The sequence below is a fragment of the Sporosarcina saromensis genome, from assembly GCF_054901285.1.
The window spans coordinates 508,358-523,588 of sequence record NZ_CM142738.1 but is presented as its reverse complement, the minus strand read 5'-3'; the positions used below and the strand labels follow the sequence as shown (position 1 = coordinate 523,588).

Sequence of the window (15,231 nt, the reverse complement as noted above, 5' to 3'; positions counted from 1 at the left end):
ACGAAAAGCTAGATGCTAGGATATTGCCTTATCGTTAGATTTCACTTACATCAGATACCCATTCAAACTTAGAACGCAGCTATTATCCAGTTATTCAACTTGATCGGTAGCTACTTTTTCCGTTCTTTTCGGTAGAATGAAAGCAAATAATGCGATGACACCAACACATAAGCCGATTAATGAACATGCGATTAAGAACGGCCATAAGCTGATGAAGTTAATGGAAATCAAAAATGTCGCATAGATTATTACGCTTCCTGCGAAAATGCCATAGTCTTTTTTCGTAACGGTCTTAAATACAAATTGTTGTCCTTTGTCACCATCTTCTTTAAATAAGATACTGAATAGAACAGTTCCTACGAGTGACACGAGTAATCCTAAAATAACAGGGTCAATATTCGTTTGCATAATATTACAGAGAATAGTTGTTAACCCACCGCCGATAATACCCGCAATAGCTCCATATGAGTTTGCTTTTGGCCAAAAAAGTCCGAGCATTATAGGTACAAAAGTGGCTCCCGCAAATATTTTTAAGGTGAAGAGCAAAAGTCCCATGATGGATGGAGTTAAAATAGCTGCAACAGTTGAGATTGCGCCGATGATGACGAGCGTCCATCGTGCTAGCGTAATTGTTCTTTTATCGTCGATCGGTAAACCTTTCGATTTTAGGCGATGTTCATATAAATCTCTCGTGACATGTATGCTTGCTCCAAGCAAATTTGAGTCAATAGTCGACATACAAGCACCTAGAATACCGGTAACAATTACCATGCCAACCCAAGGATTAATGATCTCCATTGATAAAACAGGTAAAACGGTTTCTGGATTTGCTAAATTAGGCAATAACGATTTACCAATACCACCGATCAATGTAAGTCCAAAAGCCATCGATACACCCATAAACAATGCAATGAGTAAACTAATTCGCTGATACGCGCTGGATTTGCGTTTGACTGACCGTGTTTAAAGGCATAAACGTAATAACCCAGCCAATTACCAACATAAATGTAACGGTTTCAGTCGTGTTCATAAATTGGCTACCAAGAACATTGTGTAGTAATTCTCCTCCGTTTAGAGACGCAGAGAATAGTGAACTAGTTGGATCCATTGCTTTGAAGCCGAATAAGATAACTAATATAAGACCAATTAACATAATAATTGTTTGAACCCAGTCTGTAAGAGCAACCCCCATTAACCCACCAAATGTAGTGTAAGCAATCGTGATAGCAGCTGTAACAACTATTGCAACAATCGGATCTATACCAAGAATTGTATTAAGAATCATTCCAATGCCGAGAATACTCCCCCCTGCACTCCCAATCAGTGCAATGAGTGAACAGATTGTTGTCAAGGTAGCAACCGGTCGATTATACCTGACTGCCATCAAATCTGGCAGCGTAAAAACATCGTAATGTTCTGCGATTTTCCGGATCTTCCCTGAAATAAAGAACAAAACAAAATAAGATGTGCTTGCTGCAATCAACATCCAAATGAGAGAAAATCCTCCCGTGTAAACCAATCCACTAAAACCCATATATGTGTTCGCTCCAACTACTGTAGCAAGCACGGTACTAAACAGCACAGCAGAATTCATCTTGTTATCTGCAACATAGAAATCTGCTCGCGATTCTTGTTTCCCGGAAAGCATAACTCCAATTACAATCATTGCAATTAAATAGAGAATAGGGATTAAATAATATGTGTGCCATTCCATGATGTTTCCCCTCCAAATCCATTACTAAATTTAATAGTGTAAATCCTATCAGCTAGTATACAATATATCAATAGTAATCTGAGTAAATATAAAACAGTAAATAAATGTAATAGTTAGATAAAAGTCTTTGTTAAAACAATGAAATCCCTTACATGAACTTAAATATTTTTGTCGGAAATATAGGTGTTAGATTATTTCTTGAATTGCTGTAAACTAAAATAAGAAGTAGAGAAGCAGAAAATCGAACACGTGGGGGCGCGATACTATGGAGATAAGACTTTTACAAGCACTTGATGCTGAAGAATACTTTAATCTACGGCTAGAAGCTTTACAAAAAAATCCTGAGGCATTTGCAGCTAGCTTTGATGAAGAAAAAGAACAACCTATTGAAAAATACATAATGCGGTTTCAATCCGAAGAGTCGTTTACATTTGGAGCTTTTGACAAGGGGAAACTTGTAGGAGTCGTTACGCTCATACAAGAAAAACTCATTAAACTCCGTCATCGAGCAACAATTGTAGCTATGTATGTTTCGCCTGAAAAACGCGGCATGGGGATTGGAAAAGCTTTACTAGAAGAAGTGATTGCGAAGGCAAAAGAAGTAGAAAATGTCGAGCAGGTTTATTTAACAGTCGTATCGACAAATGAGCCGGCTAAAAAACTCTATTCTTTAATGGGTTTTGCATGTTATGGAACAGAGAAGCGAGCATTACAACTAGGTGATGAGTACTATGACGAAGATTTGATGGTTTTATTTCTTGCTGAATAAGGACAAATCTGAGTGCAATAAACGACATGAAGAACTCATTTTGATCAATCTTTGTTCAAGTGAGTTCTTACTTTTGTTTCACGCTATTGTGTCAGAGAAAAAAGCCTTGAACTGGAGGGAGTTAGATAATGCTAAGTCCATGTGAAAAAGTAGCGAAATGGATGGAGGCCTACGACCGACCGTGGGGAATTGCAGGTGGGTGGGCAATTGATCTTTTTGTTGGACAGGTAACCCGAGAGCATTCAGATATTGAAATTGCCATACTTCGGGAGGATCAGCATAGACTAAAAAGATTGCTGCATAACTGGTCTTTCAAAAAAGTTGTAAAGCATCAGTTTGTTGACTGGGGTCCAGAGACATTGGAATTGCCGATTCATGAATTGCATGGAACGCATCAAGGTTATGGTGAATTGGAGCTGCTGTTGAATGAAGTGGTCAATGATCAATGGATTTTTAGAAGGGACCCGAGGATCAGCTTTCCAAGTTCAGCGCTATTCTTAAAGTCTCCACATGGAATCCCTTTTTTACATCCGGCTATCGTGCTCTTGTATAAGGCTAAAAATGCACGTGCGAAAGATCATGCAGACTTTCTTGCGGTAAAAGATTTGATTGGCAAAGAGGATCAAGAATGGCTTTGTGATGCACTTAAGGTTCATGTTCCTGGTCATTTGTGGATTTCTGAGTTGCAAGGAGAGCTGGCATGAATCGAATGATGATAATGAAGCGTTAAAATGGTTTTCTCAATTAACATAGACGAGTGCCATACAGTTCTACTTATTAGAAGCCGATTGCATGATTGCAATCGGTTTTTTTATGCATATGAAACTTTAAATTTCTATATATTTCCTCACCGATTTCTAATCTATCTCACAGTGAATTCAAATTCAGTGAGTCTATGATTATAGCTATCGGTTAAGTAAGTTACTAAAAGAGAAAAGGGGACGGTCTAATGGCAATTGAGATATTTTGTCGGAAAGAACAAAAATATTTGATTACCCGAAACCAATATGAACAGTTAGTCGAACAAATTGGACCGAGAATGAGAAATGACAAAAACGGTCAGGAAGGTAGGTATACCGTTACAAGCTTCTACTTCGATAATCCAGATCGGACGATTTATTTCGAAACAAAGAACAAGTTGAAGTATCGCCAGAAGTTGAGATTGCGCGTATACGATGAGGCAACTTCAGAAAGCACTGCTTTTTTTGAAGTGAAGCAAAAGCATAACAAAGTAGTGAATAAGAGGCGTATGCTCTTGCCGCTAAAAGAAGCATATCGCTATTTGTCTGCGGATACTGATTCAGACTTGAGTCAGTATGATACGACGAATTATCAAGTGCTAAAAGAAATTGATTATTTTCGTAGGTATTACGAGTTGCAACCAGAAATGATTGTTAGCTACAACAGACACGCATTGCATGGTGTCGACAACGCAGATTTACGAATGACGTTTGACTTTGACTTGCGTTGTAGAAGAGACGACTTGACGCTTGAACACGGTCCATATGGTGAATATTTCATTGACGAAGATCTCGTCGTATTGGAAGTGAAGGTTGAACACAGTGTGCCTTTATGGCTCGCACGAATACTACAAAGTTTGGAGTGCGAACAACGAAGTGCTTCGAAGTTTTGCACGAGTACAGAATTATTAAAGGGTGTTGTGACACCACAGGTAGTTCGAGAAAAAACAACAATTGGAGGAATGGAAGATGCATCAGATCAACAACTTGTTTTCATTTAACGGATTAGAAGGGCAGCCAACGATTTTAATGAGTATCGCGGCAATGGCTTTAGCTGCAGTATTAAGTTTAATCATTACAAAGGTGTACATATCAACATTTACAGGGGAACGGTATTCGCAAGCATTCGTGCATACGATTATTATGATGTCTGTCGTCGTATCTGTCGTCATGAATGTGGTTAGTGGAAATGCAGGTGTGGCATTTGGTTTATTCGCCGTATTTTCGTTAATTCGTTTTAGAAGTGCGGTAACGAATGCCAAGGATATTGCCTATATTTTCTTTGGTCTTTGTGTCGGTATGACGGCGGGATTATTTCAATTTGAGTTGGCAATTGTCCTAACTGTATTTGCTAGTCTGATCTTCTATTTGTTATTTAAATTCGACTATGGCAAAGGAAAAGACACGCAAATCTTAAAAGTGACTGTACCTGAAAACTTGAATCATGAAGATTTGTTCGAGGATATTCTTGGGGAGATGACAGATTTCCACCAATTGCGCCAAGTGGAAACGACAAATTTAGGAACGATGATTTTATATACATTTGCCATTCGTAGTAAGGTAAACACGAAGGATCAAGTTCTCCTAGATGCAATTCGCGAACGTAATGCGAACTTAAAAGTGTCGCTGTCTTATTTATAATGACTAACTACTAAACCACTCACCCTTAATGCTGTAGGGGAGTGGTTTTTTAATGGGTTTCGGACTATTGAGTAGAACTCGATTCTATCCACTCACTCGACCACTTCTCAATTTCTTGCATAATCGGTGTCAAAGACATCCCCTTGTCGGTCAATGAATACTCAATCCGTATTGGTGTCTCAGGATAGACTTCGCGAACGACAAAACCTTGTTGCTCCAAATCCTTTAAGCGTTCCGTTAACGTTTTTCCGCTCACGCCTAATTTCTCGGTCATCGTGCAAAATCGCTGTGGTCCAGACATCAATTGATACAAAATTAAGGCTGTCCAACGTTGACTCAATATGGCAATGGCCTTTTCAAATCGTGGGCATAGTTCAAAGTTATTCATGGCAAAGGTCCTTTCGCTTCTAATCGTTTGTTGTTGACAATATCCATTGTAGCATATAAAGTTAGTTACATAAAGTAAGTAACTTACCAGGAGGAATGAAAATGAAATTTCATCAACGACCGTATATTTATACCGGAGAAGTCCGTTTAAAGGTAACAGATCTTAACAAATTAACAGACTTTTATACAGAAATTATTGGGTTCAGTGTCTTGGAAAAAGGAAGTGGCCAAGTAGTATTAACAGCAGATGGGAAGACACCTTTACTCGTATTGGAGCAACCGGAAGCGATACTGCCCAAAGAACCGAGACGGACGGGGCTCTATCATTTGGCTCTTTTACTACCGACACGCGCGGATCTTGGAAAAGCGATTAAGCACTTTTCACAGAACCAAGTGCCATTAGGGGCGTCGGACCATCTTGTGAGTGAAGCGCTGTATTTAAATGATCCTGATGGAAATGGAATTGAAATCTACCGCGATCGTGAACCTGATTCCTGGAAGTGGCAAAATGAGCTCGTGGCAATGAGCACGGACCCATTAGACGCGAATGGCGTCGTAGCTGAAAGTGGGAATGAGGAATGGAATGGCCTCCCGGCAGACACAGTCATGGGGCATGTTCACCTACATGTAGCCAACTTAGGAGATACGAAAACGTTCTATGAAGCGTTAGGATTCAAAGTTGTCAGCCATTACCCGCAAGCATTATTCATGGCGAACGGGAATTACCATCATCACATCGGATTAAATACGTGGAATGGTATGAATGCCCCTCGTCCTACTGAAGGAAGTGCTGGAATGGACGCATTTACGCTCGTTTATCCGGATGAAAAAACTTTGCAAGGAGCGATAAAAAACGTTCAAGAGCTCGAGTATATCGTTGAGCGAATTGATGCAACGTTTGTTGTGGAAGACCCTTCAGGCAATCGTGTTATTTTGAGGTTGGAAGTATAAGAATATGCACTAAAACATTCGTGATGAATTGAAATCTTAGTTTTGTTAATCTTCATCAAGTCAAAAACAGTGAAAATAGCTACTACAGTATTCAAAAACGACCCATTTGTAAAAAAAGAAGGGTTCTATACAAAAATATAGAATACTTAATTAGACTATTACTAAATGCGTGAAGATTGCTGTCCTCATGCTAAATCAAAAGGAGCTAATTATGAATACTGTAGTATTTGATTTTGATGGAACATTAGCAAATACTTTACCGATTTGTTTTTATGCTTTTCAATCTGTATTTAAAGAATTTGATAAGAGGGAACTTTCTTCGGATACCATTAAAGAAATGTTTGGCCCTTCTGAAACAGGAATTATTCGAAATAACCTTTTACATCCTAATAAGGAAGAAGCAATTGAATATTTCTATGAAAAATATTCGGAATCACATAAATGTTTGGTAGATATTGCTCCTGAAATTCTTGAATTATTGAAGGGCTTGAAAGAAGCAAAAAAACAGGGATTTTTACAGGAAAGGCTAAAAGAAGTTTAGATATTTCTCTAAAAGCACTAAATATGGAAGTTTTATTTGATGTCATAATAACGGGTGATGATGTCATAAAACCTAAACCTCATCCAGAGGGTTTACTGAAAGCCTTATCTCTTCTACAAGTAGCAAATTCTGAGGCGATTTATATTGGAGATAGTGATGCCGATATAGTTGCCGGTGTACAAGCTAATGTCTATACAATCGGCGTACAGTGGTTACCTGAATATCAAACACCTGCATTTAGCGAACAACCTGATTTGGTCATCAAAAGTGTAAAGGAATTTAGAAGGTTTCTTAAAGTAGGTGCCTTATGAAACATCAATGGTTGGAGTGGGCAAAAAGAATCCAAGCTTTGTCTCAAGCTGGATTAACTTTTTCGAAAGATATTTATGACATTGAGCGTTATGAGGAATTACGTACGATTAGTGCAGAAATAATGTCAGCTTACACTGAACTTGAGATGAGCAAAATAAAGGACTTGTTTGCGAATGAAAAAGGATACCAAACGCCTAAAGTTGATGTTCGAGGTGTAGTGTTTAAAAACCAACAGATTTTACTGGTGAAAGAAAATATTGATGATAAATGGGCTTTGCCAGGAGGGTTTTGTGACATTGAATTATCCCCTTCAGAGAATGTAGTAAAGGAAATAAAAGAAGAATCCGGATATGATGTAGTTCCAATCAGATTACTTGCGGTATTGGATAAGAATAAACATCCACACCCTCCAGAACCATATCACTACTATAAGATATTTATCTTATGTGAGATTGTTGGAGGAGAAGCTACTACAGGTATTGAAACGAATAAAATTCAATTTTTTTCGGAACACAATTTACCGCAGCTTTCTACGAATAGAAATACAGAGTGTCAAATTAAGACACTCTTTGAATTTTTGCGGACTCCTGAAAAAGAAACACTATTTGATTAAGATTAATTTGTAATGATGGCATAGAGTTTAGTTGTTACGATGCTTTATTCAAACTCCCCAACAGCTAATGAAATCGCGACTTTTTGGTATTATAAATTTTAGATGAATAGGGAAACCGTAGTTTAAAAACGCTGATTTCGTATCAGTGTTTTTTTGTTGATGACTTCAGTTTTTTATGCGATTTATCACTCAGGGAATCGCTTTTTACTTTGGAAAACTAGATGTTAGTATACATAACAATAAAATGTGAGAGATTAAATTTTTCCGTACGTTGTATAAGGTGTAAAAGCTTTTACAAAAAATAAGGGGATTTGTAAATGAAGTCAACTAGTAAAAATTTTATCCGAAGATTACAGAAACAAAAAGAGGACGCACTAGAATTCATCGTGGACGCATACTTACAATTAATAAAAGGAATTACGTACAAGGTGCTCTCCCCTCTTCATAACGAAGGGATTGTGGATGAATGTGTCAATGATGTATTTCTATCCATTTGGGACAACGCAGATAAGTTCCGCGGAGACGCAACGGATTTCAGAAAATGGATTTGTGCAATCGCTAAATTCAAATCCATCGATTACTACAGAAAAGCAGTGAAACAGGTGGAGATTACTTCGGAACATATGAATTTGAATGCCGAAATGTCCATTGAAGAGGAATTAATCAAAATGGAAGATCGAACAGAATTGATTACGCTCATCAATCAACTAGAGCCCATAGATCGAGATATATTTTTGATGAAATTCTTCTTAGGCTACAAGACGGCAGACATCTCCAGACAAACAGGTCTAAGTATAACCGCAATAGATAATCGGGTGTTTCGTGGCAAGAAAAGATTGTTGAAGGAAGCGATTGATCTTAAAGCAGGAGGTTTTGTGTTATGAAAGATAAAAAAGATATATATCAGTTATTAAATGAAATGGATTTTAATGATAGTGAAATGGAAGAAATGGAAATTAGTGAATTTGATAGAGCCAAAGCGAAAAAGAAATTAAAAGCATCAATACGTCGAAAGAGGAAGAAACAGGGATGGAAAATGAAAGTAGTAGCAGCTGTAGTTGTATGTGGATTAGGAGTTTCTACATTAAGCCTTGCTTTTCCTGCTCATGCTGGAGACATACCGATTATCGGTGATGTTTTTAGGTTTTTAGACAATGGAAGAACGGGCATCTACGACAATTATCAAGAGTATTCCAGCGCAGTCAATTTGACGGAGGAAAGTGATGGCGTAAGAATTACCATTAATGATGCGATTTACGATGGGAAAACGGTTCTACTGACCTACTCCATGGAAAGCGAAAAAGATTTGGGGGAAAAGCCGTTTGCAGGTGGTTATTTGGATATTAAAGGGACAAATGGTGGCACAGGAAGTAATCAAATTTCACAAGTTGGAACAAATCAATATGTAGGCTTAATTACGGGAAGTAGATTAGATGAAAAGGATCCAGAAAGTGTAAAGGTACAATGGAAAGTTGACCATATTACAATTGAGGAAACACAAGAAGAAATTAAAGGGAAATGGAATTTCTCTCTTTCATTAAAAGCATCTGCTAATGATGTTCAACTATTTGGCCAAAGTGCTGAACAGGATGGGGTGAAAGTAACGGTTGATAAAATTTCAGTAACCCCAATGTCTTTCATTGTGTACTATAATCAACTAGTTTCTAAAGCGATAAGCGATAAATGGCACAATGTCGATGTTGAAATTGAAGTTAGAGATGATTTAGGAAATCGCTATGAAGGTTTTGGAAATGGTGGGTATGGTAATGTAAATGATACGCAAATGAACTGGAGTAAGACATTTCAAAAGTTGGATCCGAATGCGACAAAGCTAATTATTACACCTTATGTGACAATGATTGAGTATACAGCAGAAAATCATGGTGGTGTCGAAATTACCGGAAACGGTGCGAATCAAACGGTGAAAAAAATTACCAATCCTACAAAGGAAGGAAAGGGTAGAGAAGAATTTACACTAGAAGACATTATTATTGAATTGGATAGTAACTAATTTAAGCAATAAGACATCTATTCACTAGTAAATAGATGTCTCTATTGCTTTATTCAGTCAACTTGTGGGGAGTTAGCACTTCTTGGATTGTATAAAAATACCGCGTGAATCGGAGTTCTGTAAACGTCGATTCACGCGGTTTTACAATCCGCTTTCTCTCCACAATGTTTATAAACTTTTCAATGAAGACTATGAGTGACTTTCGTTTTCATTCTTTTCGACATGGTTCAGGAATTGATCACCCCAATTGCATATGGACGTAACAACGGGTTCTAAACGACGTCCAATTTCGCTTAACTCGTATTCAACCTTTGGGGGAACGACAGGATAGACAAATCGCGTAACAATATGATCGTCTTCCAGTTCTCTTAACTGCCGGATCAACATTCGTTGGTTAACATCTGGAAGTTTTTCTTGTATTTCACTTAGTCTTAAAGGGGATTGCTGTAGTAAGCACCAAATAATTGCGATTTTCCAACGGCCACCGATAACAGATAGAGCCAAATCTTTACTTGTATAAAACTCTTTTTCTTTATACGTAATCTCCAATTTTTTCATTCCTTTATCCTTTAAATAATCTCCTCACTGACAAAAATGTCAGTATTGCCATTAGAATTTTACTATGCAAATATAAGAAGAGTAAAGTGCATTATGTGATACATCATAACTTATTATGCTTTATGTTCATAGTGACAAAAATGTCAGTATTGAAATATTGTATGTCCGCATGCCATGATGGATACAGTAAATACAATAATTAGAAAGAGGGATGTTTAATGAAAAGTAAAGCGGCCGTAGCGTTTAAACCGGGTGAACCACTACAAATCGTGGAGATTGACGTAGCAGAACCGAAAGCAAATGAAGTGTTAGTGAAAATCCTTTATACTTCCGTTTGTCATACAGATGCTTTTACATTATCAGGCGATGATCCTGAAGGTGTATTTCCAGCAGTGTTAGGCCATGAAGGTGCTGGCGTTGTTGTAGCAGTTGGGGAGGGAGTTACAACTGTCCAACCGGGCGACCATGTCATTCCGTTATATACAGCTGAATGTGGAGAGTGTAAATTCTGTCGTTCGGGGAAAACAAACTTATGTAGCGCAGTTCGTGAAACACAAGGTAAAGGTCTGATGCCGGATGGTACAACGCGCTTCTCTTACAATGGAGAGCCTATTTATCACTACATGGGAACAAGTACGTTTAGTGAATATACAGTTGTACCCGAGATTTCATTAGCCAAAATTGATCCTGAAGCCCCGCTTGATAAAGTCTGCTTGTTTGGATGTGGTGTGACGACTGGAATTGGAGCAGTACACAACACGGCGAAAGTAGAAGAAGGTTCAGTGACAGCTGTATTCGGATTAGGTGCTATCGGATTAGCAGTTATTCAAGGGTTGGTGCAAGCGAAAGCAGGAAGAATTATTGCTATTGATTTGAATGAAGACAAGTTTGAATTAGCGAAGAAAATGGGTGCAACGGATTTTGTAAACCCTGCTAAATTCGATAAACCAATCCAAGAAGTCATCGTCGAAATGACAGACGGTGGCGTTGACTATAGCTTTGAATGTATTGGAAATGTAGAAGTGATGAGAGCAGCCCTTGAATGTTGCCATAAAGGCTGGGGTGAAAGTACAATTATTGGTGTTGCAGGTGCCGGGAAAGAAATTCATACACGTCCATTCCAATTAGTGACAGGACGCGTGTGGAGAGGTTCTGCTTTTGGAGGCGTAAAAGGAAGAACTGAATTACCGGGTATGGTAAATGACTATATGAATGGTGAAATTGACTTAGATTCTTTCATTACGCACCACTTGGATTTTACAGAGATCAACGAAGCGTTTGAATTACTTCACAAAGGTGAGTCGATCCGTACAATATTGACATATGGAGAGTGATTTAAATGAGTGTAGAGCTTATTGAACAGCATCGTTCATTCGGTGGTCAGCATAATAAGTATCGTCACTTTTCAGAAGTGTTGCAGTGCGATATGACATTTAGTCTCTATTTGCCTTCAAATGAAAGTCAAAAACCCATTCCTCTTATTTGGTGGCTTTCAGGCTTAACATGTACGGATGATAACTTTAGCCACAAAAGTGGGTTCCAACGCCTCGCAGATCACTATCAAACAGCTGTCATCATGCCGGATACATCTCCTCGTGGAGAACAGGTAGCAAATGATGAGGGCTATGATTTAGGGCAAGGTGCAGGATTCTATGTGAATGCAACGCAGGAACCGTGGGCAAAGAACTATCAAATGTATACGTACATCGTTGAAGAATTACCAGCAATTGCGAAGACGCTAATTCCGAACTTTTCAGGTGAAGAGAGCATAATGGGGCATTCTATGGGCGGACATGGAGCGCTCGTAATCGGCATGAAAAATCCAAGCAGATATAAAGCGATTTCCGCATTTTCACCGATTTTGCATCCAAGTAAATCACCTTGGGGCATTAAGGCGTTTACAGCGTACTTAGGTGAAAATCAATCTGACTGGAAATCATGGGACGCTACAGAGTTGATAAAGGATGGAAATGTTCCTCCTATACTAATCATGCAAGGGAGTGCGGATAATTTTTATCCACTTCAATTGGAAGAGACGGATTTTCTTGCGAATGCCCGCCAAGCAAACCAGGAAGTGCAATATAAAAAACTAGAAGGTTATGATCATAGTTATTATTTTATTGCAACGTTCTTAGAGGAGCATTTCGCTTTCCATATGAACCACTTTCAATAAAACAATCCACAGTTGCGTATAGTGCACGTATGAAAATATCCACATGATTCGTCAATGTGGATATTTTCGCTTGGTGCTTTTCGTTATGAACGGGAAGTTGCTACAAGCCAGTATGAAGGAGGCTATTAAATGGATTTCAAACAATTACTGGATGATCGTCGCGTGATGCCATTTTTGGGGAAAGCACGTTTTGGAGTAGAGAAGGAGAGTCACCGTGTAGACCTTTCAGGAAACTTAGCCAAAACGGATCATCCAAGCAGCTTATCGGTGCAAGATCATCATCCTTATATACAGCGTGATTTTTCTGAAACTCAAATGGAGTTAATCACGCCTGTAACCGAGTCTTTGGAAGAGCTACTTAATTTCTTATCTGCCATTCATGATGTCACGTATCGATCGATCAGTGAAGATGAAATGCTTTGGCCATTAAGCATGCCTCCTGCGCTTCCTCAAAATGAAGAAGAGATCGTAATTGCCAAACTGAATAATCTGGCCAGTGTGGAATATCGCCAAGCGTTAGCGAAATCATACGGCCGTAGAAAGCAAATGATTAGTGGGATTCATTTTAATTTTGAGTTTAGCGAGGAACTGCTGAAAGCGCTGTTTTCTGCACAAACAGAAATTGCAGATTATGATCAATTTAAAACTGCAGTCTATTTAAAAGTGACAAGAAATTATTTGCATTATCGTTGGCTCTATACTTATTTGTTCGGTGCATCTCCACTTAGTGAACAAAACTTTTTTGAGGAAAATACGACGAATGAGCCGGTAAGAAGCTTACGAAACAGCAAATTCGGTTATACAAATCGTGAGGATGTTAAAGTATCCTTTAAAAGTATTCACGACTATGTTTCAGACCTTACAACTTTAGTGAAAAATGGGCAGTTGGTGGAGGAAAAAGAGTTTTATTCACCTGTTCGATTGCGAGGTGGGCAGCGGGTCGCGGATTTACAGAACCATGGAATTCAGTACATCGAATTACGAAATATCGATTTGAATCCTTTTGAACTGAACGGCATTAGCTACGAGCAGGCCAAGTTTTTACATGTTTTCTTAGTGTATCTACTTTGGAAAGAAGAAGGGGCATGTTCCGATGAGTGGGTGCAAGAAGGGGATTTAAACAATAATACCGTTGCGTTAGAACATCCTCTGGAAAAAACGGCATTTCATAAGGAAGCACGTACAATCGTTGAAGAGATGGAGCGGTTTGTCCAGAAGTTTAAGCTAGAAGTTCCTGAATCATTGTTTGAAAACGTCAAAAACATGATCGAAGAACCAACGTTGACGTTAGCAGGTAGACTAGTGGAACAAATCGGTACTGGCGAGCAACGTCAAGTCGCAACAACTTTTGCGAAGGATAATTACGATACTGCTTGGAAGCATCCTTATCAGTTAGCAGGTTTCACGGATATGGAGCTCTCAACGCAAATTTTGCTTTTTGATGCAATGCAACAAGGTATTAAAGTCGACATTATAGATCGTCAAGAGCAGTTCATTAAACTCCAAGTCAATGAACATGTGGAATATGTGAAAAACGGCAATATGACGAGTAAAGATACGTATATTTCGTCACTCATAATGGAGAATAAAACAGTTACTAAAAAGATTCTTCATGCACATGGTTACCGCGTGCCACAAGGTGAAGAATTTCAAAGTGAAGAACAAGCAATGCGTGCCTATCAACAATTTTCAACGAAACCTTTTGTTGTGAAACCAAAGTCAACAAATTATGGTTTAGGCATTTCCATCTTTAAAGAAGGTGCAGCATACGAAGACTACGAGAAAGCCATTTCGCTTGCTTTTAAAGAAGATTCATCGGTATTGCTTGAGGAATTCATACACGGAACAGAGTACCGTTTTTTCGTTGTAGACGGTAAAGTGCTTGCGGTTCTATTAAGAGTACCTGCGAATGTCGAAGGAGACGGCAAACAGACAATTGAAGAATTAGTCGCCCAGAAAAATCATGATCCACTAAGAGGGAGAGACCACCGTACGCCGTTAGAGATTATCCAATTAGGAGAACTGGAAAAGCTGATGCTAAAAGGTCAAGGTTTTGAAATCAGTTCTGTTCCTAAAAGTGGAGAGATCGTTTATTTACGCGAAAACTCGAACATTAGTACAGGTGGAGATTCGATTGACGTTACGGATCAAATTCCGGATGATTACAAAAAGATCGCAGCGGAAGCGGTGACTGCAATCGGTGCACGAATTTGTGGCATTGATTTACTTATTGAAAATACGGAAGTGCCTGCAACGGATGAAAATGCATACGGAATCATTGAAGCAAACTTTAATCCATCGATGTATATGCATATTTATCCGTATAAAGGAGAATCTAGACGCGTAACGCAACACATTTTACGCTTACTTTTTCCTGAAGTAGGATAATCTTTCGTTTAACAAGGTTTTAGTCGCAAAAACAATCATGAAAGGAGCATGTTGGATGAATACGACTTACAATGAAACAGTAGCAAGTTTTGAGAAGATTACTGCAGAAAAAGCACAAGAATTGGTCAAAGGTGACGGAGAGGCGGTCATTTACATTGGCAAGGCGGTTTGTCCGTATTGTCAATTGTTCATTCCAAAGCTGAAAAAAGTTGCGGATAAAACAGATACACTTGTCTACTATGTAGATAGTGTGGATCCATCGGACATGGACGGGATTACTGCTTTTCGGAAAGAGTACGATATTCCGACTGTTCCTGGTTTCATTTATACAAAAGGCAGCGACGTTAAAGTTAGATGTGATTCTTCGATGACTGAAGAAGAAATTGAAAACTTTATGAAAGACTGATTATATCGATGAGAAGTTGTCAGAAAA

Annotated in this window: 16 protein-coding genes and 2 pseudogenes; 14 read left to right on the top strand and 4 right to left on the bottom strand. The window is 38.6% G+C overall.

Going from position 1 to position 15,231, the window contains the following annotated elements; translation table 11 throughout:
• Nucleotides 1-90: 90 nt before the first annotated feature.
• Nucleotides 91-888 carry a sodium:solute symporter family transporter gene (locus ACVHUV_RS02455; RefSeq protein WP_462086027.1) on the bottom strand — a complete coding sequence of 266 codons (798 nt, stop codon included), beginning with the start codon at nt 886-888 and terminating at the stop codon, nt 91-93.
• A 31-nt stretch (nt 889-919) separates the two neighbouring features.
• A complete protein-coding gene (locus ACVHUV_RS02450) occupies nt 920-1,714 on the bottom strand; it encodes a sodium:solute symporter family protein (protein WP_462086026.1) in 795 nt (264 codons plus the stop codon).
• 265 nt (nt 1,715-1,979) lie between these two features.
• Here ACVHUV_RS02450 and ACVHUV_RS02445 point away from each other — a divergent pair, with 265 nt between their 5' ends.
• The 4 genes from ACVHUV_RS02445 (at nt 1,980) to ACVHUV_RS02430 (ending at nt 4,864) form a co-directional block, all read left to right on the top strand.
• Entirely contained in the window at nt 1,980-2,483 is a 504-nt protein-coding gene (locus tag ACVHUV_RS02445; protein WP_462086025.1) for a GNAT family N-acetyltransferase, read from the top strand.
• 128 nt (nt 2,484-2,611) lie between these two features.
• On the top strand, nt 2,612-3,187 hold the full coding sequence (locus ACVHUV_RS02440; RefSeq protein ID WP_462086024.1) for a nucleotidyltransferase domain-containing protein: 576 nt from the start codon (nt 2,612-2,614) through the stop codon (nt 3,185-3,187).
• Nucleotides 3,188-3,432: 245 nt separating this feature from the next.
• Nucleotides 3,433-4,224 carry a polyphosphate polymerase domain-containing protein gene (locus ACVHUV_RS02435; protein ID WP_462086023.1) on the top strand — a complete coding sequence of 264 codons (792 nt, stop codon included), beginning with the start codon at nt 3,433-3,435 and terminating at the stop codon, nt 4,222-4,224.
• Entirely contained in the window at nt 4,193-4,864 is a 672-nt protein-coding gene (locus tag ACVHUV_RS02430) for a DUF4956 domain-containing protein (RefSeq protein WP_462086022.1), read from the top strand. The genes ACVHUV_RS02435 and ACVHUV_RS02430 overlap by 32 nt, the downstream gene beginning before the upstream one ends.
• Nucleotides 4,865-4,928: 64 nt before the next feature.
• Here the strand turns inward: ACVHUV_RS02430 and ACVHUV_RS02425 are convergent, their stop codons facing one another.
• Nucleotides 4,929-5,252, bottom strand: a complete 324-nt coding sequence (locus ACVHUV_RS02425; protein WP_462086021.1) for a winged helix-turn-helix transcriptional regulator — start codon at nt 5,250-5,252, stop codon at nt 4,929-4,931.
• Nucleotides 5,253-5,353: 101 nt separating this feature from the next.
• On the opposite strand from ACVHUV_RS02425, the gene ACVHUV_RS02420 reads away from it, so the two are divergent.
• The 6 genes and pseudogenes from ACVHUV_RS02420 to ACVHUV_RS02395 all read left to right on the top strand — a co-directional run bounded on the left by ACVHUV_RS02420 (nt 5,354) and on the right by ACVHUV_RS02395 (nt 9,679).
• Nucleotides 5,354-6,202, top strand: coding sequence for a VOC family protein (locus ACVHUV_RS02420; protein ID WP_462086020.1), 849 nt, complete (start codon nt 5,354-5,356; stop codon nt 6,200-6,202).
• 208 nt (nt 6,203-6,410) lie between these two features.
• Nucleotides 6,411-7,054 (top strand): annotated as a pseudogene (locus ACVHUV_RS02415) (HAD family hydrolase).
• Nucleotides 7,051-7,668 (top strand): NUDIX hydrolase, encoded by a 618-nt coding sequence (locus tag ACVHUV_RS02410; protein WP_462086019.1) that lies wholly within the window; start codon nt 7,051-7,053, stop codon nt 7,666-7,668. The pseudogene ACVHUV_RS02415 and the gene ACVHUV_RS02410 overlap by 4 nt, the downstream one beginning before the upstream one ends.
• A gap of 30 nt (nt 7,669-7,698) precedes the next feature.
• Nucleotides 7,699-7,770 (top strand): annotated as a pseudogene (locus tag ACVHUV_RS02405) (GNAT family N-acetyltransferase); the annotation flags it as partial.
• 215 nt (nt 7,771-7,985) lie between these two features.
• Complete coding sequence (locus ACVHUV_RS02400) at nt 7,986-8,552, top strand: sigma-70 family RNA polymerase sigma factor (RefSeq protein ID WP_462086018.1); 567 nt, start codon at nt 7,986-7,988, stop codon at nt 8,550-8,552.
• Nucleotides 8,549-9,679 (top strand): DUF4179 domain-containing protein, encoded by a 1,131-nt coding sequence (locus ACVHUV_RS02395; RefSeq protein ID WP_462086017.1) that lies wholly within the window; start codon nt 8,549-8,551, stop codon nt 9,677-9,679. The genes ACVHUV_RS02400 and ACVHUV_RS02395 overlap by 4 nt, the downstream gene beginning before the upstream one ends.
• Before the next feature lie 189 nt (nt 9,680-9,868).
• On the opposite strand, the gene ACVHUV_RS02390 is transcribed toward ACVHUV_RS02395, so the two are convergent.
• Nucleotides 9,869-10,237 carry a winged helix-turn-helix transcriptional regulator gene (locus tag ACVHUV_RS02390; protein ID WP_371391323.1) on the bottom strand — a complete coding sequence of 123 codons (369 nt, stop codon included), beginning with the start codon at nt 10,235-10,237 and terminating at the stop codon, nt 9,869-9,871.
• A 218-nt stretch (nt 10,238-10,455) separates the two neighbouring features.
• On the opposite strand from ACVHUV_RS02390, the gene ACVHUV_RS02385 reads away from it, so the two are divergent.
• The 4 genes from ACVHUV_RS02385 (at nt 10,456) to ACVHUV_RS02370 (ending at nt 15,204) form a co-directional block, all read left to right on the top strand.
• Nucleotides 10,456-11,571, top strand: a complete 1,116-nt coding sequence (locus ACVHUV_RS02385) for an S-(hydroxymethyl)glutathione dehydrogenase/class III alcohol dehydrogenase (protein WP_462086016.1) — start codon at nt 10,456-10,458, stop codon at nt 11,569-11,571.
• A gap of 5 nt (nt 11,572-11,576) precedes the next feature.
• Nucleotides 11,577-12,410, top strand: coding sequence for an S-formylglutathione hydrolase (gene fghA / locus ACVHUV_RS02380; RefSeq protein ID WP_462086015.1), 834 nt, complete (start codon nt 11,577-11,579; stop codon nt 12,408-12,410).
• Nucleotides 12,411-12,539: 129 nt separating this feature from the next.
• Nucleotides 12,540-14,798, top strand: coding sequence for a bifunctional glutamate--cysteine ligase GshA/glutathione synthetase GshB (gene gshAB / locus ACVHUV_RS02375; protein WP_462086014.1), 2,259 nt, complete (start codon nt 12,540-12,542; stop codon nt 14,796-14,798).
• A 55-nt stretch (nt 14,799-14,853) separates the two neighbouring features.
• Nucleotides 14,854-15,204 (top strand): DUF6568 family protein, encoded by a 351-nt coding sequence (locus ACVHUV_RS02370; protein ID WP_317945636.1) that lies wholly within the window; start codon nt 14,854-14,856, stop codon nt 15,202-15,204.
• Nucleotides 15,205-15,231: the final 27 nt, after the last annotated feature.